This window comes from Lactiplantibacillus fabifermentans DSM 21115 (genome assembly GCF_000498955.2).
Lineage (GTDB): Bacteria > Bacillota > Bacilli > Lactobacillales > Lactobacillaceae > Lactiplantibacillus > Lactiplantibacillus fabifermentans.
Map to the genome: position 1 here is coordinate 1 of NZ_AYGX02000154.1, position 23,929 is coordinate 23,929.

Annotated in this window: 22 protein-coding genes; 2 read left to right on the forward strand and 20 right to left on the reverse strand. The window is 45.8% G+C overall.

The window, feature by feature from the left end:
• Positions 1-48 precede the first annotated feature (48 nt).
• From DY78_RS12675 to DY78_RS12750, 17 genes are all read right to left on the reverse strand, one after another.
• The gene (locus DY78_RS12675; protein WP_024626327.1) at positions 49-450 is read right to left on the reverse strand and encodes a DUF916 domain-containing protein; all 402 of its coding nucleotides are present in this window, start codon (positions 448-450) and stop codon (positions 49-51) included.
• Positions 443-1,033, reverse strand: coding sequence for a WxL domain-containing protein (locus tag DY78_RS12680; RefSeq protein WP_024626328.1), 591 nt, complete (start codon positions 1,031-1,033; stop codon positions 443-445). The genes DY78_RS12675 and DY78_RS12680 overlap by 8 nt, the downstream gene beginning before the upstream one ends.
• Positions 1,030-1,404 (reverse strand): LPXTG cell wall anchor domain-containing protein, encoded by a 375-nt coding sequence (locus DY78_RS12685; RefSeq protein WP_024626329.1) that lies wholly within the window; start codon positions 1,402-1,404, stop codon positions 1,030-1,032. Before DY78_RS12685 ends, DY78_RS12680 begins: the two co-directional genes overlap by 4 nt.
• Before the next feature lie 16 nt (positions 1,405-1,420).
• On the reverse strand, positions 1,421-2,929 hold the full coding sequence (locus tag DY78_RS12690; protein ID WP_156404131.1) for a BspA family leucine-rich repeat surface protein: 1,509 nt from the start codon (positions 2,927-2,929) through the stop codon (positions 1,421-1,423).
• The gene (locus tag DY78_RS12695) at positions 2,851-3,843 is read right to left on the reverse strand and encodes a BspA family leucine-rich repeat surface protein (protein WP_029779201.1); all 993 of its coding nucleotides are present in this window, start codon (positions 3,841-3,843) and stop codon (positions 2,851-2,853) included. Before DY78_RS12695 ends, DY78_RS12690 begins: the two co-directional genes overlap by 79 nt.
• A 170-nt stretch (positions 3,844-4,013) precedes the next feature.
• On the reverse strand, positions 4,014-4,937 hold the full coding sequence (locus tag DY78_RS12700) for an IS30 family transposase (RefSeq protein WP_024626330.1): 924 nt from the start codon (positions 4,935-4,937) through the stop codon (positions 4,014-4,016).
• 561 nt (positions 4,938-5,498) lie between these two features.
• Complete coding sequence (locus tag DY78_RS12705) at positions 5,499-6,488, reverse strand: zinc-binding dehydrogenase (RefSeq protein WP_029779202.1); 990 nt, start codon at positions 6,486-6,488, stop codon at positions 5,499-5,501.
• Between the two features lie 17 nt (positions 6,489-6,505).
• Entirely contained in the window at positions 6,506-7,099 is a 594-nt protein-coding gene (locus DY78_RS12710) for an NADPH-dependent F420 reductase (RefSeq protein WP_024626331.1), read from the reverse strand.
• Between the two features lie 985 nt (positions 7,100-8,084).
• Positions 8,085-9,251, reverse strand: coding sequence for a MalY/PatB family protein (locus DY78_RS12715; protein ID WP_024625528.1), 1,167 nt, complete (start codon positions 9,249-9,251; stop codon positions 8,085-8,087).
• Complete coding sequence (locus tag DY78_RS12720) at positions 9,241-10,110, reverse strand: DUF3737 family protein (protein WP_024625529.1); 870 nt, start codon at positions 10,108-10,110, stop codon at positions 9,241-9,243. Before DY78_RS12720 ends, DY78_RS12715 begins: the two co-directional genes overlap by 11 nt.
• A 209-nt stretch (positions 10,111-10,319) precedes the next feature.
• On the reverse strand, positions 10,320-10,454 hold the full coding sequence (locus tag DY78_RS16825) for a hypothetical protein (protein WP_268872507.1): 135 nt from the start codon (positions 10,452-10,454) through the stop codon (positions 10,320-10,322).
• A gap of 42 nt (positions 10,455-10,496) precedes the next feature.
• A complete protein-coding gene (locus DY78_RS12725) occupies positions 10,497-12,284 on the reverse strand; it encodes an ABC transporter ATP-binding protein (RefSeq protein ID WP_024625530.1) in 1,788 nt (595 codons plus the stop codon).
• Entirely contained in the window at positions 12,284-14,035 is a 1,752-nt protein-coding gene (locus tag DY78_RS12730) for an ABC transporter ATP-binding protein (protein ID WP_024625531.1), read from the reverse strand. Before DY78_RS12730 ends, DY78_RS12725 begins: the two co-directional genes overlap by 1 nt.
• A 212-nt stretch (positions 14,036-14,247) precedes the next feature.
• Positions 14,248-15,036: a hypothetical protein gene (locus DY78_RS12735; RefSeq protein ID WP_029779085.1), complete on the reverse strand. Its 789-nt coding sequence runs from the start codon at positions 15,034-15,036 to the stop codon at positions 14,248-14,250.
• A 430-nt stretch (positions 15,037-15,466) separates the two neighbouring features.
• The gene (locus tag DY78_RS12740) at positions 15,467-19,048 is read right to left on the reverse strand and encodes a YhgE/Pip domain-containing protein (protein ID WP_038357222.1); all 3,582 of its coding nucleotides are present in this window, start codon (positions 19,046-19,048) and stop codon (positions 15,467-15,469) included.
• 31 nt (positions 19,049-19,079) lie between these two features.
• Positions 19,080-19,604: a TetR/AcrR family transcriptional regulator gene (locus DY78_RS12745; RefSeq protein WP_235810677.1), complete on the reverse strand. Its 525-nt coding sequence runs from the start codon at positions 19,602-19,604 to the stop codon at positions 19,080-19,082.
• 118 nt (positions 19,605-19,722) lie between these two features.
• The gene (locus tag DY78_RS12750; RefSeq protein WP_024625534.1) at positions 19,723-20,055 is read right to left on the reverse strand and encodes an ArsR/SmtB family transcription factor; all 333 of its coding nucleotides are present in this window, start codon (positions 20,053-20,055) and stop codon (positions 19,723-19,725) included.
• Between the two features lie 183 nt (positions 20,056-20,238).
• Here DY78_RS12750 and DY78_RS12755 point away from each other — a divergent pair, with 183 nt between their 5' ends.
• Positions 20,239-20,502, forward strand: coding sequence for a hypothetical protein (locus DY78_RS12755; protein ID WP_024625535.1), 264 nt, complete (start codon positions 20,239-20,241; stop codon positions 20,500-20,502).
• 3 nt (positions 20,503-20,505) lie between these two features.
• On the opposite strand, the gene DY78_RS12760 is transcribed toward DY78_RS12755, so the two are convergent.
• Positions 20,506-20,712: a hypothetical protein gene (locus DY78_RS12760; RefSeq protein WP_156093481.1), complete on the reverse strand. Its 207-nt coding sequence runs from the start codon at positions 20,710-20,712 to the stop codon at positions 20,506-20,508.
• A gap of 1,028 nt (positions 20,713-21,740) precedes the next feature.
• Here DY78_RS12760 and DY78_RS12765 point away from each other — a divergent pair.
• A complete protein-coding gene (locus DY78_RS12765) occupies positions 21,741-22,202 on the forward strand; it encodes a VOC family protein (RefSeq protein WP_024625536.1) in 462 nt (153 codons plus the stop codon).
• Positions 22,203-22,290: 88 nt separating this feature from the next.
• Here the strand turns inward: DY78_RS12765 and DY78_RS12770 are convergent, their stop codons facing one another.
• Positions 22,291-23,229, reverse strand: a complete 939-nt coding sequence (locus DY78_RS12770) for a DNA/RNA non-specific endonuclease (protein ID WP_029779086.1) — start codon at positions 23,227-23,229, stop codon at positions 22,291-22,293.
• 76 nt (positions 23,230-23,305) lie between these two features.
• Positions 23,306-23,845 carry a GNAT family N-acetyltransferase gene (locus tag DY78_RS12775; RefSeq protein ID WP_024625538.1) on the reverse strand — a complete coding sequence of 180 codons (540 nt, stop codon included), beginning with the start codon at positions 23,843-23,845 and terminating at the stop codon, positions 23,306-23,308.
• Positions 23,846-23,929 lie beyond the last annotated feature (84 nt).

The following is a 23,929-nucleotide window of genomic DNA, read 5'->3' on the forward strand; positions in this document are numbered from 1 at the left end:
GGAAGCTGATCTTTTTTGTCCGAACAGCGTTCGGATTAATTTTACAATCTACCAAGTGACCGTCTTGGTTTCGCCTTTTTTGAGCTTAATTTTGGGCGTCTTCGTGGTCATCAATTTTGACAAGTTCGCTGGTAAATCAATACTCTTATCTGCTTTAACTTCTTTGTATTCCACGACCCCATTAATGTTGGTTGTCGCCGTGGCCGCAGACGTATTAATCGTTAGCGCTTTGCCACTCGTATTTTTGACTTTAACTGCAATATTGGTCTTTTGACCGGGCTTGAGTTTGAGATCAAAGTACGAAACTTTTGAATTGACCTGATAACTAGACGCCACCGGTTCGACTTCAAAGCCGACCGTATTGTTGCTAGTTGCCGCTTGGGCACCGGTAAAGATCGCCATCAAAACAATGATGGCTGTAAATATTGTCAGTTTTACCCGACTAATCATTCGCGACCCCGGAGTTTAAGTCCCAGGTCAAAGTAGTGGTGTAACTCCCTTGTACTTTAGCAGTTGCGCCAGGAATCTTCAAAGTTGACGTTGAAATATCGGCAACTGACTTACCGTTACCATTACCAGACGTCGCTGACATTAATTGTTCGGTACCGGAACCGGGTGTCAATAACACGCCTGAGTTAACCGTTGAGCCAACACCATCAGTTGAAGTGCTTGCTAAAACCCCATTTAAGGTAATTGCGGCATTATCAAGGGTGTAAGTCTTACTACCGCTTGTATAAGTGAATTGCGCATCTTGTGAAACCCCTAAATTCCAGCCAGCATTGCTCCCACGCAAGTCATTAACCGTGATTTGGGCACTGCTGTTGTCATTAGTTACCGTTTCGTCACTGTTCGTGATCTTATTAGTCCCGAAGTCTAAATCCGTGGCGTTCATCCCGTCGTCGCCGTTATCGATAATCAAAGAACCCGCTTCAAAGCCAACCGTCCCATTCGAAGTATCGGCAGCTTGGGCTGTCAAAGTTGCGCCTGCGAGTAATGTTGCTGAAAGCATTAAACCTAAAAGTGTCTTTTTCATGAGTGTGTTCCCCTTTTTCTTTTTTTGAATGTGATTAACAGTAGTAGTAACAACAAGCCCCCAATGATGAGCCAGATGCTCCGTTGTTCATCGGTTTGCGGCAGCCAACGCTGCCACAAGGGCGTGTTATTAATCGTGGCATCAGCAGTATGTTTCGTCGTGGTCGCTTTTTGCGATGACGACTTGGCCTTCGGGTTATCGGGCCGCACTTGGTCCGCTTGCGACTCGCTCGACGATTTTTTCGCCGGATGATACGTGCCGTAAAACCCAACCGTCGCATGACTGTCGGTGTCACTAGCCGTTGCTGGTAAGGTCAATGAACCCCAACCTAGCAACGCCACGCCTAGTAACATTAAATGCCGTTTTTTCATGGTGCTAAGCTCCCCCTTATTCGTTTGGCACGGTGTCGGCTAAATTCCATTCAATCGTGGCACTATAACTATCATTGCGGGCACTCCCCGCGGGCACTGATAGCTTCAAACCTTCGCCACTCCCAATCCAGTCTTTAGATACATTGACTTGATCCGTTGAAGTGGTCGTATGCGTGATAATCGGGGTAAAACCGGTACTAGTAATCGGCGTTTGTTGGCCCGCACTATCTTGGTAATACAAGCTAGCCGCTAGTGCCTTACCAGTTGTATTGCCCACAAAGCTACTAGTGAGTTGGGCGGATAAGACCCAACTCGACCCGCTGGCATGGGTATCTTTAACTTCTAAGGGCGTATCTTGCGCGGCTAAATCATAAGTTTCATTTTCAGCGCTAATCGTATGCGTCCCAAAGTCTAACGTCGTCGGGGCGCCCGTAAGTACCAGTTGCCCAACGTATTCGTAAGTTACCGTAATTGGCGTATCCGTATACGTCCCACTGGCATTAGCTGGCGTGGCTTTCAATTGATACCCTTCAAACGACTTGGCTTCCGTCGTATACTTATCACCAATCGCCCCGTTGATCGTCGTCGTGGCTGCTAGCTCATTACCCGCTTCATCGACATATTCAACATTGACGGTCCCTTGTTTGGCCCAGTAATAATCCCCGGCCATCGTCGCGCCATCATAATCACTAGCCAATTCAGCGGCGGTATAGGTTGGGCCATCGGTACCGTATTGCCATTTTCCGGTATACGGCGCGGTGGTGCTTGGCGTTGGCAAGGCCATCGTACTGTCCTTAAAGACGAATTTTGACCCTAACTTAACGTGCGCTAAATTTTTATCTGAACCGAACATATTCACATATGTCGTGGCACTCGCGGTTGAAAAATTACTAATGTCTAAGTCGGCTAAATTAGGCATGGTGTTAAATATGGCATTCATCGTCTTGCCAGCCGTTGTTTGCCAACCAGATAAATTTAATTGCTTGATTTTAGAAGTAGCAAAGGCATTGGTAAACACTGTAACTTTGCTAACGTCCCAACTACTGAGATCTAACGTGGTTAACCCAACCCCGTAAAAGGCGTTGGACAGCGTGTTGACTTGGCTAGTCGACCAACTATTGATGTCTAAACTAGTCAAACCGCTACAGCCACTAAACATATTTGCTAACGACTCTGCTTTACTGACATCCCAACCACCAATATCTAATGTGGTTAAGCCCGTACACCCCTGAAACATGGCCGCCATTGAGGTGACTTTTCCCATCTTAAAATTCTTAATATTAAGCGTGGTTAGGCTCTTAGCATTGGTAAACATTGAGCCGGTGTTAGTAAGACTATCCGTCTGCCAACTATCCACGGGCAAGCTCGTCAGTCCAGTAGAACCATAAAACATGGAGTACATCGTCGTGACTTGCCGCACATCCCAATTAGCTAAGGCAATCGTGGTTAAACTCGTGCAAGCCCGAAACATGGAACCAAAGTTTTCAACCTTGCCAGTCTGCCAATCGTCGTTAGGCTGGTACAACCATTAAACATCGACAACATGGTCGTGGCTTGACTCACATTCCAACTACCAAGGGCGAGGCTAGTTAACTTGCTACAGCTTGCAAACATCGAGCTAAAGTCGGTGACATTACCGACTTGCCAATTACTCGTTGGCAAGGCAGTGAGGCTCTTACAATTTAGAAACATATTACTCATATTAGTAATACTGCTAAAATTATTTTGGGTAAAATCAACCGTGGTCAACGCCGTGTCACCGCTAAACATGGCTTCTAAGCTAGTGGCGTTGTCGGTTTTTAACAAATTAAGATTTTCGATACTCGTGAGACTCGTCAGACCGGTAAATAAATTTTTCAACGACGTGTTGCTTGAAACCGTCACCTCACCGTCAAACACCACTTTTTTGATTTGACTGGCATAATTGGTCACCCAAGATGCTGTCCATGGTGAAGCATTGCTACCTTGATAAACAGTTAACCCGGTACCAAAATCACCCGCTTCAAGGTGCAATTCACCAGCTGAGTTGATATACCAAGGAACGCTGCCAATCGTGCTGGAAGCGATATTGCTTTCATCATCAGCGGCCGCGTCCTTCGTCGCTTTAGTCGTGCTCGTGGTACTTGCTGATGAAGCACTACTTACGGTCGAACTGGCCGCGGTACTTGCGGTACTATCACTTTCAGAACTAGCACTCGTACTACTCGCACTGTCCGCCGTCGTGGTTGCCGTCGTCGAATCGGTGCCATTGCTAGTAGCCGCATCGTCGCTAAACACTTGACTGCTCGCTGCTGCTTCAATCGTTTGCGTGGCTGTCGAACTGTCATTAGTCGTGTCAGTCACTGCTTGGGCCACGGGCACACTTGCTAGTGGTCCCCCAATTGTCCCAATCAAAATACTCATCATCATAGTTGCCCGTGCAACGATTCCGCTCCGCATTATAACGCCCCCTTTATGCTTTGATTACCCTTATTAAAAATATCACCGTACAACTATTAACGTCCTGTACAAATAAACTACAAGGTTCAGTCATTTTTCGCAAGTATTATATGAAATTTCGCTCAAATTCTAATTTATTTGGCAGATTGCAAGAAATAACTTGAACGAATTTAATGACGTAAATTAAGCAAGAAGATCTCGATTGGTGTATGCCAATTAAGACATTTAAGTGGCCGTGAATTCAAATACCAATTAATTTGAACCAATTGGTGATCACTTAGTTCTTCAATGGCTTGGCCTTTGGGAATAAAGCGCCGCAAAACTCGGTTACGGTTCTCATTACTGCCTCTTTCATGCGGTGAATAGGCATGGGCAAAATAAACCTGTGTACAAGTTCGCCGTTCAATTGTCTGATAGTTAGCGAACTCTTTACCATGATCTACGGTAAGCGTCTTGAGCTTGTCTTGAAGTTGACTAGCTAGTTCAAGTACGGCTTGAGTCATGGACTGACTGTCGCGACCATGGAGCCGTTTAACAATTGTCAGGCGACTCTTACGCTCCACAAAAGTAGCCACAGCTTGACCTTTACGTTTACCAGAAAGTACGGTATCAGCTTCAAAGTGGCCAAATTCCTGGCGAGTTTCGACTTTATGAGGACGCTCCTCAATGGAGCGGCCGTAATTGAACGTACCACGCTTTTCTTTAGCACGATGACGACGAATTCCATGATCAGGCAAATCGGGCAACTGTATATCAAGCCATCCTTGATCAATCCAGTTATAGACCGTCTTGTAGGCAATCCCCACCACATGGGTAACTTGTTCAGGGGACCACTTCTGGACTTGAATCTTTTCCTCGATCAAGTGTTTAAGGTTTTTAGTGAGCGAAGACTTCCGCCCCCGTTGACTAACCTTTCGTTCAAAGTCAGTTTGCGCTAGCCCAGCCTGGTACTCACTATTTAGCCGGTGAAGTTCGTTAAAGATGGTGGTCTTACTAAAGCCTAAGTAGTTAGCGATGTATCGCAAGGAACGTCCTTCATTATGAAGCGTTTCAATGACAACACGGTTCTGGAATGATAAAATAGTGGTGCTCATCAAGGTCCTTCTTTCTAATGGATTGTGTGGTAACACCATTAAAGACCTTGATGGGTTTTTCTGTCCACTTAAATGTTCAACTTAAATTTTACAATCTGCCATTTCTTAATAAATGTGAGCGTTTTTACATAATCTGTGCTTGTCAGTTTATTTACAAAAAAATAATTTATGTCGATGATCCGTGGTCAATTATTAACCATTCGTCTGCACGAATTATTTATTAGTTGCTAAGCTAAACCGAATATTAGAATGTGGATATAATAACAAGATTGCGCTTTCAGGTCAACGCAGAACACTTATGTTAATGATAATTTATTTAAACGGTTACAATTAAACTGCTTGCCGCAGTAACGCTTTAACCGAATCATATAAATTCAAAAAATATTTTATTTAACTTATAAATAACGACACTTTACCATGATTCAAAACTAATTCCGTCTATAAACTAATTAACGAAAATAACCGCCGAATTAGTTTATAAGCGAAACTAGTTAATGAATTATGAACAGTAAAAAAGCGTCGCCAAACCTCGGCCACGCTTTTGATAATTATTCAATTAATTCAGGGCGCCACTTTGATGACTAATTTGCCAACATTCGCCCCCGCTTGTAACGTTTGGAGCGCGGCTGGCACGCTGGCGAACGCACTGACTTGGCCAATCATTGGTTGCAACTTTTTTTCGACAACCAATTGACCAATCGCCGTCGCCATCGTGGCTAAGTCATGAATCAAGTCGGAATCATTCGACCGATAAACGCCACCTAATCCATCGCGAATTAGTCCAAGCGCGCGCGCATCGAGTTCGACATGATCCGGGTAACCATTACCAATCGCCACAATCTGACCATTGTAAGCCATCCGAGCCGTATCAGCCGCGAGTTCGGTGCCACCAATCGTGTTGATACTAATATCGACACCATGGCCATTAGTCGCTGCTAAAACCGCCTTGGTCACATCTTCATGATGATAATCAACGACCACATCCGCCGCGCCAACTTGGTCGACCAACGACCGTTTACGCGCCGAAACGGTCGTAATGGTTTTTAGGCCCAATAACTTGGCCAATTGTAGTGCAGCCAAACCGACCGCACCGCCACCAGCATGGACGAGGACACTCCGAGCGGTGGTGAGATTGACTTTACGATACAACGCTTGATACGCCGTTAAGTTCGCACAAAGAATCGCGGCACCTTGTTCATAAGTCAGTTCCGCGGGTAAATGCGCCACGCCCGTACTCAAGGTGACCGCATACTCAGCTAACGACCCATTGCGCCGCAAATCACCGTGATAAAAGACGCGGTCTCCGACTTTAAAGTCCGTCACACCGTCGCCCAGTGCCGTCACTTCACCCGCCGCATCAATCCCCACCGTGTGTGGATATTGCCACGCCGCCACGCCACTATTGATCACTTTATAATCAACGGGATTTAACCCGACGGCTTTGATTCTAACTTGGATTTCATTTTGCGCCGGTGTCGGTACAGGCACGTCAATTTGTTTTAAAGCCCCGACGCCTAACGTTTGCGAATCCGTAACTACCCATGCTTTCAACGATAAGACCTCACTATTTATTCATCTAACTGGACAAAGTGCGTGTTTCCCAAGCCGCCACCGACTTGCATGACACTGCCACCATGCCGCAATTTACCAAGATTGACCGGGCGAAAGTTCATCGGCCGCACTAGCGCTGCAAATTCCTTTTTCGCCGCGACATCGTCACCAGCATAAAACAACACCCGCCGGCCTTCACCGGTCACGTGACCATCCATAAATTCTGGTGGCAACGTATTAAACGCCTTGATTACCCGCGCATTATTCGCCGCGGCCGCAATAACTTCACTACCCGTCAACGGCGCCGTTTTAATCTTTTTAAACGCTGCGGTGAATTGATTTGTCACATCTAAGACCATCCGTTGTTCATAATCGGCCACTTGCTTTAAGACATCTGGCGCTTGTTCGAATGGCACGGCAATAATCACCAACGGCTGTTGCAAGGCGTCGGCCACTTCGACAAAATCAATATTAGGCGCAAATTCACTCCGCCGCGGCGCTAAGCTCGCCGCCCCATGATGGCGACTCAACTTAACCGGATTACCGGCTAACGCAAACGTTTTGGCTAGAATGGTACCGACCGTCCCGGCACCTACAATTCCAATTTCCATCTCGACCACCCACCTAATCTTTTCAATAGGTTTATTTTAGTAGATAAAACCGTAAAAAGCGACTTTACAGTTTGTTACCACCGATGTAGTTATCGAAACACGGGACGATTGTCGCAGTTGGCCGACTACTAAATTCAACTTAACGATAAAAATGCTTAGTACACGAAATTGTGACTAAGCATTCTTATTATGGGTGACGAATTGCGTACTAACGGTACAGTGACCATCTTTATGAAAGAAGCGCTATGGTTGTCGCTGTCATGGTGAGGGTCTTTCCATACATTGGTGAATCTACAACTAGCATACCCGACCAACCAAGTCGCTGATAGACCAATTAATCACTTACGTTGACGGTTACCTCGAAGTGATACCACGTTTTCTTAAGGGGAAATCAATTCAGTTGTGAGTCCGTAGCAATGGAAGTTGCCGTGCAAGTGGCGTTAGTGCGGCTGTTTTTTGCCGGACTTACGGCACCGACATCTTTGAAGATTGGCGAACTGTGCCAAGCTTCAAAGTGAGGTTCGAGACCGCTTTTTGGCTCGAACCGGTCGCCACGGCTACTGGAATTGCTACGGACTCACAACGACAATTCCAAATTCACCAATCTTTGGAAAGACCCCATGGTGATAACTTTATCGCTGACCTGCTGAAAGTTGCAGCGTTTCCGAAATACCATCGCTTAATCACACTTGCTATTTAAACCACCCGACAAAAAAGTCGCCACAATTGAAGTGACGGCATCTTTGTCATATTTATATGGTAATCGTAATTTAGCTGGAGGCTGGCAGTAATGGGAGCCGCCGTGGTGGTGGCGTTAGTACGATGAATTTTTCGTACTTACTGCACGGACAACTTTTAAGACTTGGTTTTTAGGCTTAAAAGCGAGGGGCTAGACCGCACTTTGGCTAGCCCCGGTCCCCACAGCGGATGGAATTACTGCCAGCCGGAAGCGGCACATTCCAGCCAATCCAATATTGTACCTAACTTACTTAGCTTGATAGGCGTTGATGCCCGTTGCTAATCGGTTTAAGCCATCTTGGAGCATGCTCGTTGGACAAGCAATATTCATCCGTAAGAACTGGTGACCATCACCACGATAAACGTCCCCGGCAGATAAGAACAAGCCGGTCTGTTGCCGAATAAAATCAGCTAATTCACTGGCATCGTCAGCGACTGCGCTAATATCTAGCCAGATCAAATAAGTCGCTTGGGCTTCAATCACGTGTACGGCTGGTAATTCAGTCTTGATGAATTGTTGTAATAACCGCTGATTAGCCGCGAGTTTTTCACGTAACGCTGCCACCCATTCGTGACCGTCACGATACGCCGCAATACTCCCAGGCACCGCAAAGGCATTTGGTTCAGCCAGCTCATCATTATTGATACCGCGACTGACCCGGGCACGCACCGTGGCATCCGGAATAATCAAGGTGGCCGCATGTAAAGCCGCCACGTTGAACGTTTTACTTGGTGACACACAACTGACTGTATTAGCGGCCACGTCCGGACTAAGGGACGCAACCGGCGTATAGTCGTTGCCATTGAGCGCTAAATCCGCATGAATTTCATCGGCGACTAATAACACGTGGTTTTGTAAACATAGTTCGCCAATGCGTTGTAACGTATCGCGCGACCACACGATGCCAATCGGATTGTGCGGATTGCAGACAATCATCATCGTGGTCAATGGGTCGGCCAACTTGGTGGCTAAATCGTCAAAATCAATCGTATATTGCCCGTCTTGATAGATCAAATCACTCGATAACGTGTGCCGGCCATTATTTTCAATCGAATGATAAAAGATATTGTAAACCGGCGCTTGAACTAAAACGTTATCCCCAACGGCGCTCATTTTACGCACAATGGATGAAATTGCTGGTACAACGCCGGTGCAAAACATCATTGACGCTAATTCCGGTCGAAAATGATGTTCACTAGCCCACCAATCCGCCACGGCTTCAAAATAAGCCGTGGGGACATCTTCATACCCATAAATACCAAAGGCTGCTTTTGCTTCTAACGCCGCGGTAATCGCCGGCGCCGTCTTAAAGTCCATATCGGCAATCCACATGGGTAATTCATTTGCTTTCACATCCCACTTAATCGAATTCGTCTGCCGACGGTCAATTACCGTTTCAAAATCATACGGCATGGTGTTGCACCCCACTTTCAGAATCGACGCTAATCAATGTTTGATGGGGATCAATTTCTGGGTCATCCATAATAATCTTCGTGATGGCCGCGGCATGAATTTGGCCACTGATGGGATTTTTAACACTGTCGATGGTCGAGTTTACGTCGGCATCAATGTTTGAACAATATTCAAACGCCAAATCGGTGTTAAGCAACGTACAGTTTTCCAACTTCAAGCCATCCATGTAACAGAGGCCTTGGTCGCTTTCAATCGTACAGTTGACGAAGCGGACGTTCTTAGAGTTCCAGCCTAAATATTCACCAATAATCTTAGAATCGTAGACCGTAACATTTTCACAGTTCCACAAGGCGTCTTTCGTCATTAATGTGGCATTATGAATTTCAATATTCTTAGCACCGTCAAAGGCGTAGTTCCCAACTAAATCAAAATCACGTACCGTAATATTTTCACTGTTCATCCCGAAGTAGTCCCCAGCGGCTTGCACATCATGAATGTCGATATCACGACAGTTCCATAACGTTTCTTCAGCGTGCGGCATATGCACGTGGTCTAATTTAATTTGGCTCGCCCGCCGAAAGAGTTTCGGTGCTTGCAGCGTGCTGTTCGTAATCGTAATGTCATCGGTATACCAAATTCCAGACCGCGACATTTCTTCAAAAATCGAATTATCGACTTTGATATGGCGGCTATACCACAAAGGATATTTCCATTTAAAAATTGATTGCGTCAAGTTAATGTTAGCACTTTCCTTCAACGGCGATTCGCCATCCGCGAAAGTACTGTTTTCAATTTGTAAGTCGCGAGCTTTGAATAAGGCCCGTTCACCAGTTAGTAGTTGTTGTTTAATGGTTTCCATAAAGTTATTCAGACTCCTTTTCCAAACCGACGCTGATTAAGCATCTAAACATAGCCTACTAGCTTCGAGCAGGTCGAAGGCAAGGATTTGTTTCAAAAAAGTTCACTTTTATTGGTGCCGATGCAATTCACCGCTAATAAAAAGAGTGACCGTCATCACTGACAATCACTCTAAATAAATTTCACTTTTTCAATAGGTGGTCCAAAATACTACTTAAACTTCACTTTGATTTTAATCTTCTTAGGTAGTCCATCGTCATGCCGACGTAGCAGCGTCAATATGAAATTTAAGCCACTTAATAAACATAAACCAAACGCCGTTAATAAACCAAGTTTGCGTTGCATGGTCATCACCTCATGTCATTTTGACCATAGCTTACCACAAAGCTAGTCAACGTGGGCGGAATTTTGCAGTTGAATCATATCGTAATAATAACCGTGTTGTTGGAGCAACTCATCATTAGTCCCACGTTCCACGATTTGGCCTTGATGCAAAACTAAGATTAAGTCGGCATTTTGAATCGTGGATAACCGGTGGGCAATCGCAATCGTCGTACGGTTTTCTTGAATCCGACTTAACCCGGTTTGAATCATTTCTTCAGTTTCCGTATCGACGTTGGCCGTGGCTTCGTCCAAAATTAGAATCTTAGGATCAGTCACAATCGTCCGCGCAAACGAAATCAATTGGCGCTGGCCGGACGAATAACTGGCGCCCCGCTCAATCACGCGAGACTGATATGTTTCTGGCAAGGCTTCAATAAAGTCATCAGCTTTCACAAATTTTGCGGCCGCTTGGACTGCTTCATCCGAAATGGCGTCATTAAACATCCGAATATTCGAATTAATATCGCCATAAAACATGAAGGGTTCCTGCAATACTAAGCCCATCTTTTGCCGTAATTCTTCGGCAGGATAGTCCCGGATGTCCCGATCATCAATTAAGACTTCGCCGGACTGAAAATCATAAAAGCGCATTAACACATTAATCGTGGAAGTTTTCCCACTCCCCGTTTGGCCAACTAAGGCCACGGTTTGACCCGGTTCGGCAACGAAGGACACATCTTTTAATACCGGATGTTCCCCATCATACGCAAACGTCACGTGACGAAACTCGATCTTACCGCGCGTAATCTTCGCCGTCGGGTCCGCATGTTGGGCTGGCGCCATCGTCTGGTCATCCATCACCCGTAAGACCCGCGAACCAGCCACGACCCCGTCTTGAAAGTCGGACAAGTTATCCATCATTTGGGTCATCGGGTTATAAAAATTATTCAAATACGTAATAAACGCATAAACGACCCCGGCCGCGACATAGCCATTGACCCCTTGAATCCCAAAGAAACCCAAGACCATAACTGTCCCTAACGCATAAAACAAATCAATTAGTGGACTGAGTAACAACGAATTCGTCCGAATCATCGCTTGACGGGTCTTGAAGTAAGCATCATTCGTCTGATCAAATTCGCCATTGATGCGGTGTTCTTGCCGAAATTGTTGAATCACACTAATCCCGGTAATCGCTTCGCTGAGCTTAGTATTCAATTCACTCAAGCGTTCGCGCATCCGGCGATACACTCGCGAACTATACCGTTGATAATACCAAACCGAAACGCCTAAAAACGGCATAAAGACCAGCAACCACAGTGCAATTTTGCTATCGGTGAAATACATCGCTAAAAACGATGAAATCACCGCAAAAAAGGCCGTGAATAACGTATTAAATAACGCCCAGAAATTTGAAAAAGACATCGTATCATTCGTGAGTCGTGACAAGATCGACCCTCCCGGCACTTGGTCAAAATACCGCATGCCCATGCGATGGAGCTTGGCAAACATCTGCCGCCGGACATTTTCCAACATATATTCAGCACCCATCGTACTCGTATAATTTTGGAAAAATTGCATCAAGGCTCGCATCACCATCCCGAAAAAATACAAGCCAGCAAAATACCACATGATGGTAATGGTGGCATGGCCCGTTCGTAAGTAACGGTCAATAAAAAGTTGCAAAACTTTTGGTAAATAAATATTAACGACACTAATTAGTCCCGATAAAATAATCGTGGTCACAAAGAACCACTTGAATGGTTTGGCATATGGGAGCAGGCGCCGAATCACCGTCAACTGTTCTTTGACCGGTATACTGCGCGCCCACACCGATTCACGTTGCGCCATTATTGCACCGCCCCTTCCACTTTAGTTTCAAGTTGTTGGCGATCAAACATCGCTTGATACCAACCATGTTGCGCCATCAATTGCGCATGCGTCCCTCGTTCAACGATGCGCCCAGCATCAAGGACAATAATCTCATCGGCGTTCATAACTGAACTCAAACGGTGGGCCGCGATAATCGTTGTCTTATCAGCTCGTTCCGCTTTCAAGTTCGCTAAAATCTCGGCTTCAGTCTCCGCATCGACCGCCGACAACGAATCATCTAGAATCAATAGTTCGGGGTTAATCAACAAAGCCCGCGCAATCGCTAAGCGTTGTCGTTGTCCACCGGATAGAGAAATCCCTTCTTCACCGACTTGAGTATCATAACCCGCGGCCATCCCGGCGATTTGGCCGGCTAAGTCACTTTTAGCCGCGACATCTTCGACCGTTGCTTGACTCACGTGTGGGTCCGCAAAGCGAATATTCTCACGAATCGTATTCGAGAATAAGAAACTATCTTGGGGGACATACCCAATCGCCGGTAAATAGCTATCCAACGCATAGTCCTTAATATCATGACCACCATAGTCAATCTCACCGTCATAATTATCAAACGACCGTAAAATTAATTTCATAATCGTCGACTTACCGGCACCGACACGGCCAACAATCCCGAGCGTTTGGCCAGCGTGTAAGTCAAAAGTCACGTCGCTTAAACTCGTGCCGGCATCGTTTGGATAATTAAATTGTTGAATTGCATAGTGAATATCACCGCTTGGTCGTTTGGCCAAGCCATGTTGCGCATCGACAATCGCACTCTTTTCATTTAACAATTCCATCACGCGGTCATACGACGCGTTGCCCCGTTCCATCGTGTTAAATAGCATTCCGACCGCAAACATCGGCCAGACCATCATACCCAAGTACGTGACAAATGAAACGAGGTTACCAATCGTAATCGTCCCATGCATCACATACAGTCCACCGAGCACAATCGTGGCACCGTATGAGAGCGCGATAATTAACGTAATCGCCGGATCAAATAATGAATCCAACACATTGACGTGGCGATTAATTTTAATTGTTTGGTCAATCTGGTCATTGAAGTCTTGCACGTCGGCTTTTTCTTGGCCGAGCGCTTTAATGACTTTAATGCCACTAATACTTTCTTGCGCCTTATTATTCAACCGCGAAAAGGCGGCCTGAGACGCGCGAAAGGCCACGTGAATCTTTTGCCCTAAATACCACGACACAACGGCTAACAATGGAAATGGGACGACTGCAATTAGCGTCAAACGCCAATCAATCAACGTCATCATGGCAATCAATGTCGTGCCCCCGGTAATAATCGAATCGGCAAACTGTAAAATCCCCCCACCGGCAACCCGTTCAATCGCCGTCAAGTCATTGGTCGCATGCGCCATCAAGTCCCCGGTCCGATACTTTTGATAAAAGGTCGCATCCATCTTCATGAAATGCCAAAATAAACGTTCACGTAAGGTTCGTTCCAGACCAGCGGCACCGCCCCAGATGGCATTACGCCACAAGTAGCGGGCGACATACTGCCCCACGGCGGCCACGGCAATAATGGCTAAATAAACGAACAACTGATGCATCGTCAACTTATGTTGATTAATACCATCCACCACGTCACCAATAACGCGGGGTGGCACGATGCCAATAATGGCCGTCAAAATAAGACCGATAATTCCCGCCAAGTACAGTTTCCACTCGCGACGAAAATACCAGCCTAGTTTTACAAAAATACTCAAGGCGTGCCCTCCAACTCTTTAATTAAATTTTAACGAAATATTAATACATTTTAACACAGTTCGGTTGTTGAACTGGATTTGAAGTTCCAAATGCAAGAGTGGTACAAACTGCCTTTTGTACCACGTTTCGACACCAAAAATAGCTCAACAAAAAACCACTCAATGAACAACCAATTTCATCAAGCGGTCTATTAAAAACTAACTTCCAAATACTAACCGAACTCAGCCCGTCCCGGCCAAGCAATCAATTCTTCAACCTGCCCAGTATGCCCAAAGAAGGTCAGGTTCTGACCGTGAAAACGTTCTTGTCGAATCGTATCAAATTGACCATACCGTTGGGGCTTAACCGCTATAAAGCGGTCAAAATCCGCCGGAAAGACAATCTCCGCGGGATGCGTTGCCCAGCTACCCACTTGCCGCGAATACGTCGTTAAGTCCAGCTGATGTGCTTGCTGCCCAACCGCCAACGTGGCCGCGACCGGTGGCAAGTACGGCTGCGTAATCACTTGCTTTTGAACCGCTTGTAACGTGGTGATAAATTGCTGGGTGTCAGCATTATGGGGATTAAAGCCGCGGACAACTTGGGGCCACTCCACGGTTAACGCGTGTTGTCGTAACTGAACCCCCGCTTGGTTAAGCGCGAATAATTGGTCCAAAGCTTGGTTGAACAATTGCCGATCCGCTTGCTGAGCGCGATTAATCGTCGTTTGCGCGGTCATCTGCATCACTTGTGATAATGGCAAATGCGTATCGTAGACAGTTACTTGCCCATTTTGCGTCACAATAACTTGATTAACATGGGCCTGCTCCGCCAAGTGATTTTCAGCCCCATCAATCGTATACAACCACACATGCGGTTGCGTACTTTGGCTCAAGGCTTGAAAATCCAACTGCGGTGTCGGTTCTGGCTGTGCCTTAGTCTTAGATTTCGACGACGCCTGACACCCATTCAAAACAACCACTAATACACATAATAAACTGATAACCAGCCCTCGCTTCATCACCATTCCTCCGATTTGATTGATTAAGTTAAGTATACTATTGGAATAGGTTGGCTACAAAGTGATTCAGTTTTCAAATTTTCGTTTCATTGATTCTCGATTATTCGTGTAAATTACTAGCCATATTTCAGCAATTACCACGCTGACATCAAAGCTCCATGTCACATCTTTAATCTCACATAACTTATCTCAATCAACGGTCGTAACGTTATCCATACGTCGTAATTTTGTTGCGGTCGACCACAGATGAACAAATACCGATATCCTCACAAGCAAACTTAAAAATCAATCTAGCTGCCGGCTGACCGTCATGGAAGTCCCCATGGCGGCTGGAATTACGGTCAGCTGGCAGCGGCAAATCAGCGCACAAAAAAGTGCCACCGCAACAAATTGTGCAGTGACACTTTTTAAGATTGTTGACTAAACGCGCTTATTTTTCGGCGTGCTTAGCTTGGATTTCTTCTAATTCATCAGCTGGACGTTGCATTTGTAAGCGATGTAACACAATCATGGAAGCCCATAATAAGAGCAACCCTAAGACCATAAACAAGGCTAAGACGCCAATTGATGAAGCGAAGGTACCATTCCCCCAACCACTTGTAATCGCCTGACGGAACGCCATGACGGAGTACGTTAATGGTAAGAATGGATGGATTGCATTAAAGAACGAGTTGGTGATTTCCATTGGGAAGGTCCCGCCGGCGCCACCAAGTTGCAGCATCAGCAGTACCATCGCGACGAATCGACCTGGATTATCGAAGGCCATCGACAAGAACATGACTATAAACATCGACGCCAACGCAATCATTATCGCGGTCACGAAGTATTCAACCATGTGATCTGGCTTCAAACCAGCAATCAACAAGGCGATACATTCAACAAACGCCATGGCTACGGCCACAACGGTCCCAACGGTAACTTTACTCAAGAACCATTCAGTTGGTGACCCATCGTCGTCCGCCATCCGCCGAATTGGATAAGCGAAGTTGAAGACTACGGCCCCAACATATAAGGCTAAGGACAAGACATAAGGTGCTAAGGCATGCCCATAGTTTGGTACATAGCTATAACGCGTATGCGTTAATTTAGATGGTGCCGCAAACATGCTAGCATTGTCGTTCTTAAGTGGTGTTGACTTAATCGTGTCGGCCCCACTTTGTAAGGACGTTGCTAACGTGGCATTCCCATTTTTAATCTTGTTGGTCCCACTCAATAATTTGCCAGAGTTATTGTCTAGCTTATCAGCACCATCCGAGAGTTTTTGAACCCCACTGACTAACGTGCCAGTACTACTATTAAGTGTTTGGAGACCGGTATTTAACTGACCGGCCCCACTATCGAGTTTTTGCACGCCGGTAACTAAGGTTGGTACCTTACCTTGCAACGTCACTAACCCAGTCGTCACTTGACCAGAACCACTCGTTAATTTAGCCACGCCGCTAGCTAAAGCTGGGACTTGACCATTCAAGGTCGTTAAGCCGGTCGTAACTTGGCTGGAACCACTAGCTAACTTTTGCACGCCGCTAACTAACGTTGGTACTTGGGCATCTAACGTCACTAACCCAGTCGTAACTTGACCGGAACCGCTCGTGACTTGTTCGGAACCAAGCGTCACAGCACTCGAACCCGAAAACAATTGTTGCACGCCACTGACTAAGGTTGGCACTTGCGCGCTTAATTGCGCCGTACCGTCAGCAACTTGCGTGGTCCCACTAACCAAGTCGGCGGAGTTGTTGTTCAACTTTTGACCACCGTTATTCAATTGCATAATCGCACTCGTTAACGTTGGTACTTGGCTGTTCAAAGAACCGATACCCTTAGTTAAGGTGGCCGCGCCGCTGTTCAAATCACTCGAATTCGAAACTAAGGCACTCGTCCCATTAGCAACTTTTGAAGACCCCGCCGCTAAGGAATTGACGCCTGAAACCAGATCCGGCACTTGGCTGTTCAACGCGTTTAAACCAGTACTCAATTGCGTGGTCCCAGCTTGTAAAGCCGTTAAGCCCGTCGAAACTTCACTCGAGCCACTCGCTAATTTGCTTAAACTACCAGACATCGTATTAACATTAGTAATCAAAGCATTTACGCCAGCTTCGAGTTGTTTGTAGCTGTCTAATAATTGACTTGGATCAGCGGTCGATGAAGATTGTGTGCTAGCTGTGGCTGCCTTAAGCTTATCCATGTTACTCTTCAAAGCTGTGGCTGCTGCCGTATTAGTGGCTGAGCTTGTGTTAGCATTGCTAGTTGCGGTGCTACTACCAACACTCGCTAAGCTATCTTCCAACGCTTTAACTTGCGCATCGGTTAAGTTTTGTGAATCTTTCAACGCTTCGATTTTAGCATTGATTTGTGAAGTCACGTTGGCACTCGAACTACTACTGCTAGTCGTCGTCGCCGAACTGCTCGTCAAATCATTAACGTTTGTCGCCATCGCACTGACCAAACTGTTGACTTGTGATGAATTAGCACTGGCCGTTTTAGCCGCCGCTAATTGCGTTTGTAAGGCCGTTAACGCGGCTTCCATGCTCTTCATCCCAGTTTGTAAGCTGGCAATTTGTTGTTGGGCTTCCGCGCTAGTAGCGGAAACGGCTAATTTATTTAAGCCGTCCGTCACTTGTTTGCTACCAGCTTGCAATAAGCCCACTTTACTGTTCAAAGTACCAGTATTTTCAGCCAAAGCCCCAACCCCAGTCGATAAATCACCGGTCTTGGACTTCAAGGTCGAAGCGCCACTGCTAACTGCTTGAGCACCTTCATTAGCTTTTGATACCCCGGCAGTATATTTAGAAACACCACTTTCCAATGACTTGGAGCCCGTGTTCAACAGCGTGACCCCACTAGATAGTGCGCCAGTTTTACTGTTCAAGGTCTTCAAGCCAGTTGCAAGTTGATATACCCCATTCGTATAAGTGGTAACCCCAACTTGCACGGCTTTCGACCCATCGGCTAACTTAACGACACCGGTTTGTAACGTGCCGGTGTTGCTATTTAATTTGCCTAAACCAGTAGTGACTTGTTTGGAGCCATCAGTAACTTGGTTAGACCCACTAGTCACTTGCTTGGAACCGCTCGTTAATTGGCTAACGCCACTCGCTAAGGTCCCCGTGCTGCCGTTTAATTGATTCAAACCGCTCGTTACTTGGCCAGAACCATTCGTTAACTTATTAACACCAGCAACTAAAGTCCCCGTTTTACCGTTCATGGTTTGCAAGCCACTGGTTACTTTGCCAGAACCATCAACTAATTGATTGACACCACTTGCTAAGGTCCCCGTGCTGCCATTCAATGTGTCTAAACCGGACTTCAATGTGCTACTGCCGTCAGCCAACTTCTTAACGCCGGCCGGCATCGCTTTGACTTTCGTATTCAACTCAGTCGTCCCGTTTTTCAACGTATGGACCCCAGTTGTATAAGTTTTCAAACCGGATTGTAAGGTCACGCCACCATCTTTGAGCTTTTTAGCTCCTTTAGCAGCCGTATCGTAACCTTCACCAGCGGTTTTAATTTGTTTAAACATCGCTAACGCATAGGCTTTGGTTACAGCTTCGCGGACGCTAGTATTCAATTGCTTAGCGCCGGCTTCACTAATAACTTCCGCGATATAGTTTAACGAATCGTTCGTATTGTAATTCAGCTTCATCTTTTTAGGATGTTTGCTAGTAACGGTGGTGGCGTTCTTCGAAAAGTTTTTCGGAATCGTCACAATCGTATAGTACTTATGATCGGCTAACCCTTTTTTCGCCGTTTTTTCGGAAACAAAATGCCACCCTAATTTGTGGTTCTTTTTCAAATTCGAAACTAATTGTTCCCCCACGGCAAACCGTTTGCCGTGGTACTTCACAGCTTGATCTTGATTGACCACTGCCACTGGTAATTCCTTCGTATCCCCATAAGGATCCCAAACCGAAGTCAGGAAGAAGATGGCGTACAAAAATGGAATCAGAATCATAACTGAGACTGAGATTAAGAGAATTCTATTATGGCGAATATTTCGCCATTCCCCGCGAATCATTTTCAAAACCTGGGACCTTCCTTCAAAAATATTACAACGACTGTTGTTCAAGTGAAAAAACGGTAGCTAAGGTGGACTCAATGGCAGCTTGGGTTTCAAGTGAGCTGCCATCGAGATTTTCACTACTTAGCCATTGCACAGTGCTCGTAATCGCCCCGCTAACAAGGTAAGCCATCAAATCTGGTTGTTGCGACTTGCGAATCATCACAAAGACGCGATCAGCCGCTCCCGTTTGTGCGACTGCGACCAGACAATCATTAATGACCCGTTGTGAACGATTATTGTCACCTTCCGTATTCGTCACTAGCAAATGTCGTAAAATCTGTGTGTGCGTACCAATGAACCGTGACATGACTGCGGACCCCACCGTATCAGCCTGTTCCACAGCTAGTAACTCCTCAATTGCGCGCATCACCATTTGACTGAGTAAGTCAAATTTATCGGTATAGTACCGATAAAAGCTACTGCGGTGAATCAACGCGACCCCGCAAATCTGTTCCACCGTAATTTGTGAAATCGAACGGCGGTCTAAGAGTTGATACATCGCGCGTTGCAAATCTAGCTCCGTGCGAATTGAAATAAAATTACCCCCTTTATCAATATTCCTACATTCGAATGTTAGAATGTTTTAGCCCTAAAAACACCGCTGCCCCCTCAGCAACGATTCTGGGAATTCATTGTAAGTATGGTTTGAGTTCAAGTTCGGACCGTAATGTATGAATTAAGTGTTCCACCTTCGTCAACGGGCCGTCTAAGGTCGCCCGATAAAAGTTCCGGGTGCCTTGACGTTCGACGCTCACGAAATGATGGTCTTTTAACGTCTTAAGTTGATGTGACACGGCTGGCTGTGAGATTTGCATGATTTTCGTTAATTCGCTAACCGTTAGCCCCTGGGCATGCTTCGTTAACTCAATCATGATCTGTTGCCGCCGTTCATCGGCTAAAACTTCAAAGATTGGAATCGTGTGGCCAAATTCTTTGAGCGCTGCTTCTTCGCGACTATCCATTCTATAATCCTCCTTAGATTCGTTCATTCAAATATTAGAATGTATAAATGGTAAACCTTTTTGAAACTTTTAGCAACACTTTTTCCGAAATGTCTGATAATACGACAGAATCGCCACAATGGCCTGTCTATCAGTAATGTTACCGATTACAATAAGCAGTAAAGAATCGAAAGGATGATTGTTATGAAGCCGTTTATCAATGACGAAATTATTTTTAGATTGTTCCTAATCACTGGTTGTTGGCTCATCGTGCAATTATTATTATTGGCTACTTTAGGGCCAACCAGTGATACGAGTCTCAAACTCTCCACCTACACTCTCATTGCCCTCATGTTCGGTGTCTTCAGCATCGACAGCTACCGCTGTTGGCGCCACCGCCTCAACCGCAACTTTGTCGGTGTCGACGCGTTACTGCTATTAATTGTTATCTTATTGCTATTTTTATAATCGTTAGCCTTTCCAACAGTCAAAGTCGGCAGCTGTTTGCCGCTTCCGGCCAGCAGTAATTCCAGTAGCCGAGGCGACCGGTTCGAGCCAAAAAGCGGTCTCGAACCTCACTTTGAAGCTTGGCACAATTCGCCAATCTTCAAAGATGTCGGTGGTGTAAGTCCGGCAAGAACCACGCCGAACTAACGCCACATACACGGCAACCTCCATTACTACTGACCTACAGCTCAACTAGTTACACCATTCAAATAAACACATAAAAATCCGTTACTTAGTGACGGATTTTTTGTCATATCATTCAAATAATCAGCTCATTTAGACGACCTTCTTAGATACGCTAGATGCAGCCGTGCTTAAAATAGGCTATTTTTTGATACTAGCGACTTACGTTGGTTCTATAAAAGTCGTTATTACTGCCCATGGCTGAACACAAGCAACGCATTAATTTAGCTGCTAGCTGGAATTACGGTCAGCCAGTAGCGGCAATAACCACAAAAAATTAGTCCGTTTAAGTGGACTACTTAATTAAGGGTAATTGCAAAAACAATCAAACGATCGAACAACACATGGTAAGAACCATTTTATTGATCTGGAAAAATCTATCGACAGATTTGGGAAGGAAGTCGATGATTTTGGGGTCTCATTTGGTCGTAATGCTACTTGTTAATAACAAATTATTAACGGCGGTTAAGTAACATTACGTCTATTAGTATAGTCGCTACTGCTATTTTAGCTAGGCATGATTTAGCCGGTTTGTCTTGGAATACGACAATTTTCAACGATTGTCCCATTTTTATTCGTTTTTCAATTATTTTCATACTTTTGTTCTGATCTACCCACATTGTCCCCCATCATAAATTGTGCGATATCTTCGGACAACTATATTCATCACTATCTGGAAACTAGCCTCTTTCCTAATGTTGGTTATTACTATAGTAATCGACTTCAAAAATAGTGAAATCAATTCAGCCGGTCGTCACAAGGCGGTCGCCGTGTCGCGATACTGAAATGGCGGGCTGGGCCACTTCAGTATCGGGGTCAACTTTTTAGCCTGACATGGGTTATGGTCTGGCTAAAAAGTGCCCTGGGGACCGCTTCTTGGCCCCAGGTCTGCCCCACGGCGCACCACCTTGTGACGACCGGCGGCAATCCAACTAAAACACAATGGTTTTCAGTCGCTGAAACGGCGTTAAAATGCTACAATGCTACTGTTTCAAATACTTTTCGGAGATGATAAAATGCAATCACAACTTTATCCATACTTAGCTTTCGAAAATGCCAAAAGCGCCATTGAATATTACCAACGGGTCTTCGGAGCGACCGATGTTTACCGGTTAAGCCCACAACCGGAACAAGCCCAACAATTTGGCTTACCGGCCGATGCTGACTTGGACAGCATGACCATGCACGGTGGCTTCACCATCTTAGGCACCAAACTGGAATGTTCCGATGCCTTCCATGGCGCTCCCCAACCAAGCAGCCAAATCACGTTGATGTTAGATATCAATAACGAAGACGCCGCTAGTGCCAAAGCCGCCGATGATTTCTACGAACAACTCGTTGCTAGTGATGAAGTCAAAATCACCATGCCATTCGCGGAACAATTCTGGGGTGGCAAGATGGGCCAATTCGTCGACAAGTATGGCATCACTTGGATGTTGCATACGTCCCCATGGTCAATTGCCGCGGACCATCAATAAAGTCAAAAAAATTAGTTCGATGCCAAAAGTGCCGGTTCAAGTAACAGTGATTATCACTATTATCTGAACCGGCACTTTATTTTATGGTCTATTTCAAAGCTTTTTTGACATATTTATAACCGTACTTATATAATTCGCGTTCAACTTGTTTAGAAGTCGTCGTGCTGCTGGAATAGCGGCTCGCACTAGTATTAGCACTACTAGTCACCTTATCAGCGCCGGCCACTTGCAGACTACTATCGGCTTTGCCCCGCCCGGTCGCGTAATCAAAACTGACACCGGGTTCCACATTCCAAATGTAGACGTTAAAGTTCACACTGCCATCGGTGGAAACGGCTTGTGACCAGTACCCACGCGGCATCAACTCGTTGCCACGGAATACGGTCGTGACGCGATAGATGACTTTTTTGCCTTGCTCTAAGGCCGTCCGCACTTGGTCTTCATAAATCTGCATCGTCTTTTGGTTTGAATAAGCCGTTTGTGTAGCTAAGTTTTTCGGATTATCCAAACTGCCATCTTCGCCGGACTTATATTGGCCATCCTGTGTTAAGTTAAACGATAACGTATACGCAATTAAATGGCCCCGGTTTTGGGGATAAACCCGCTTGCCGTTCACCGTAATTGGTTGGTTATGCCAGCCAGTAGGACTCCACGTTTGCGCGGTCCGTCCGGCTGAACGGCCTAAATTAGCCTTACTCAAATAAGCCGTATCAGTCGTCGTCCGATTCAAACTATCCAAATTACCATAGTCAATTTTAGACTTCTTCCATTGGCTCGCCTTTAAAGTACTCTTACCGCTGTTGACCTTAATGGCCGCGGATGTCCCTGATTGATACGTTTTTTTCGCCAAACTGGCGTAAGTTGCTGATGTACTTTGATTGTTAGTCCCACTCGCACTAGCCGTCGTGCTGCTGGTCGTCTTCGCACTGCTGCTTGACGAACTCGTCAAACTGTCAACACTGCTACAGCCGCCAAGCAATAACGCAACCCCGAGGACACCTACTAAGCTAGCTACCCGTTTTTTCATTTCAATTCTCCGCCCTATCTTTTTTGTGATATCTCCATGATACCGTAATTTTGATAGGGGAACAAATGTTTTTAAGTCAATCTTGTTGGAACCAATCTGACCGTAAAATACCGTATTTAACGGAATCATAATAACGGCCTTGCCAGTAGCGCACTTGGGGAATCCGCGCTTCGGGCTTTAATCCGATGGCTGTCGCCAGATGCATCATGCGCGTATTGCCCGACCAAGTCGTTAAGCCGATATGCGGCAATGCCGTTACGTCGTTGAACAGATGGGTTACCCATAATTTCAAGGCTTGTTGACCGATATGTTGGCCCCATTGTGCGTTGTCAAAAATAATAATACCGACTTCTAGCCAGCGTTTTAAGGCGCCGTCCACAAAATGATAATTCACACTACCAACGATTTGGTCGTCCGCGGTGATTACCCAGTTGCTCGGCGTAATCAGCCAATCTTTCGGGCCAATAATCGTTTCAAAATCAGTTCGACTAGGCAGTTGATCGTGAAAATACGGTCCATTCCAGCGCGTCCATTCCGCTTGCGGATTACTGAAGCCGCGCTGCCATAATTCGCCTAATTCCGTTACCAACACTGGCCGGATGTTAACTTTTCCCATGCCAATCCCCTGCTTTCATTTTTTTGAGTATAAGGTAGATTGTAAAATTAATCCGAACGCTGTTCGGACAAAAAAGATCAGCTT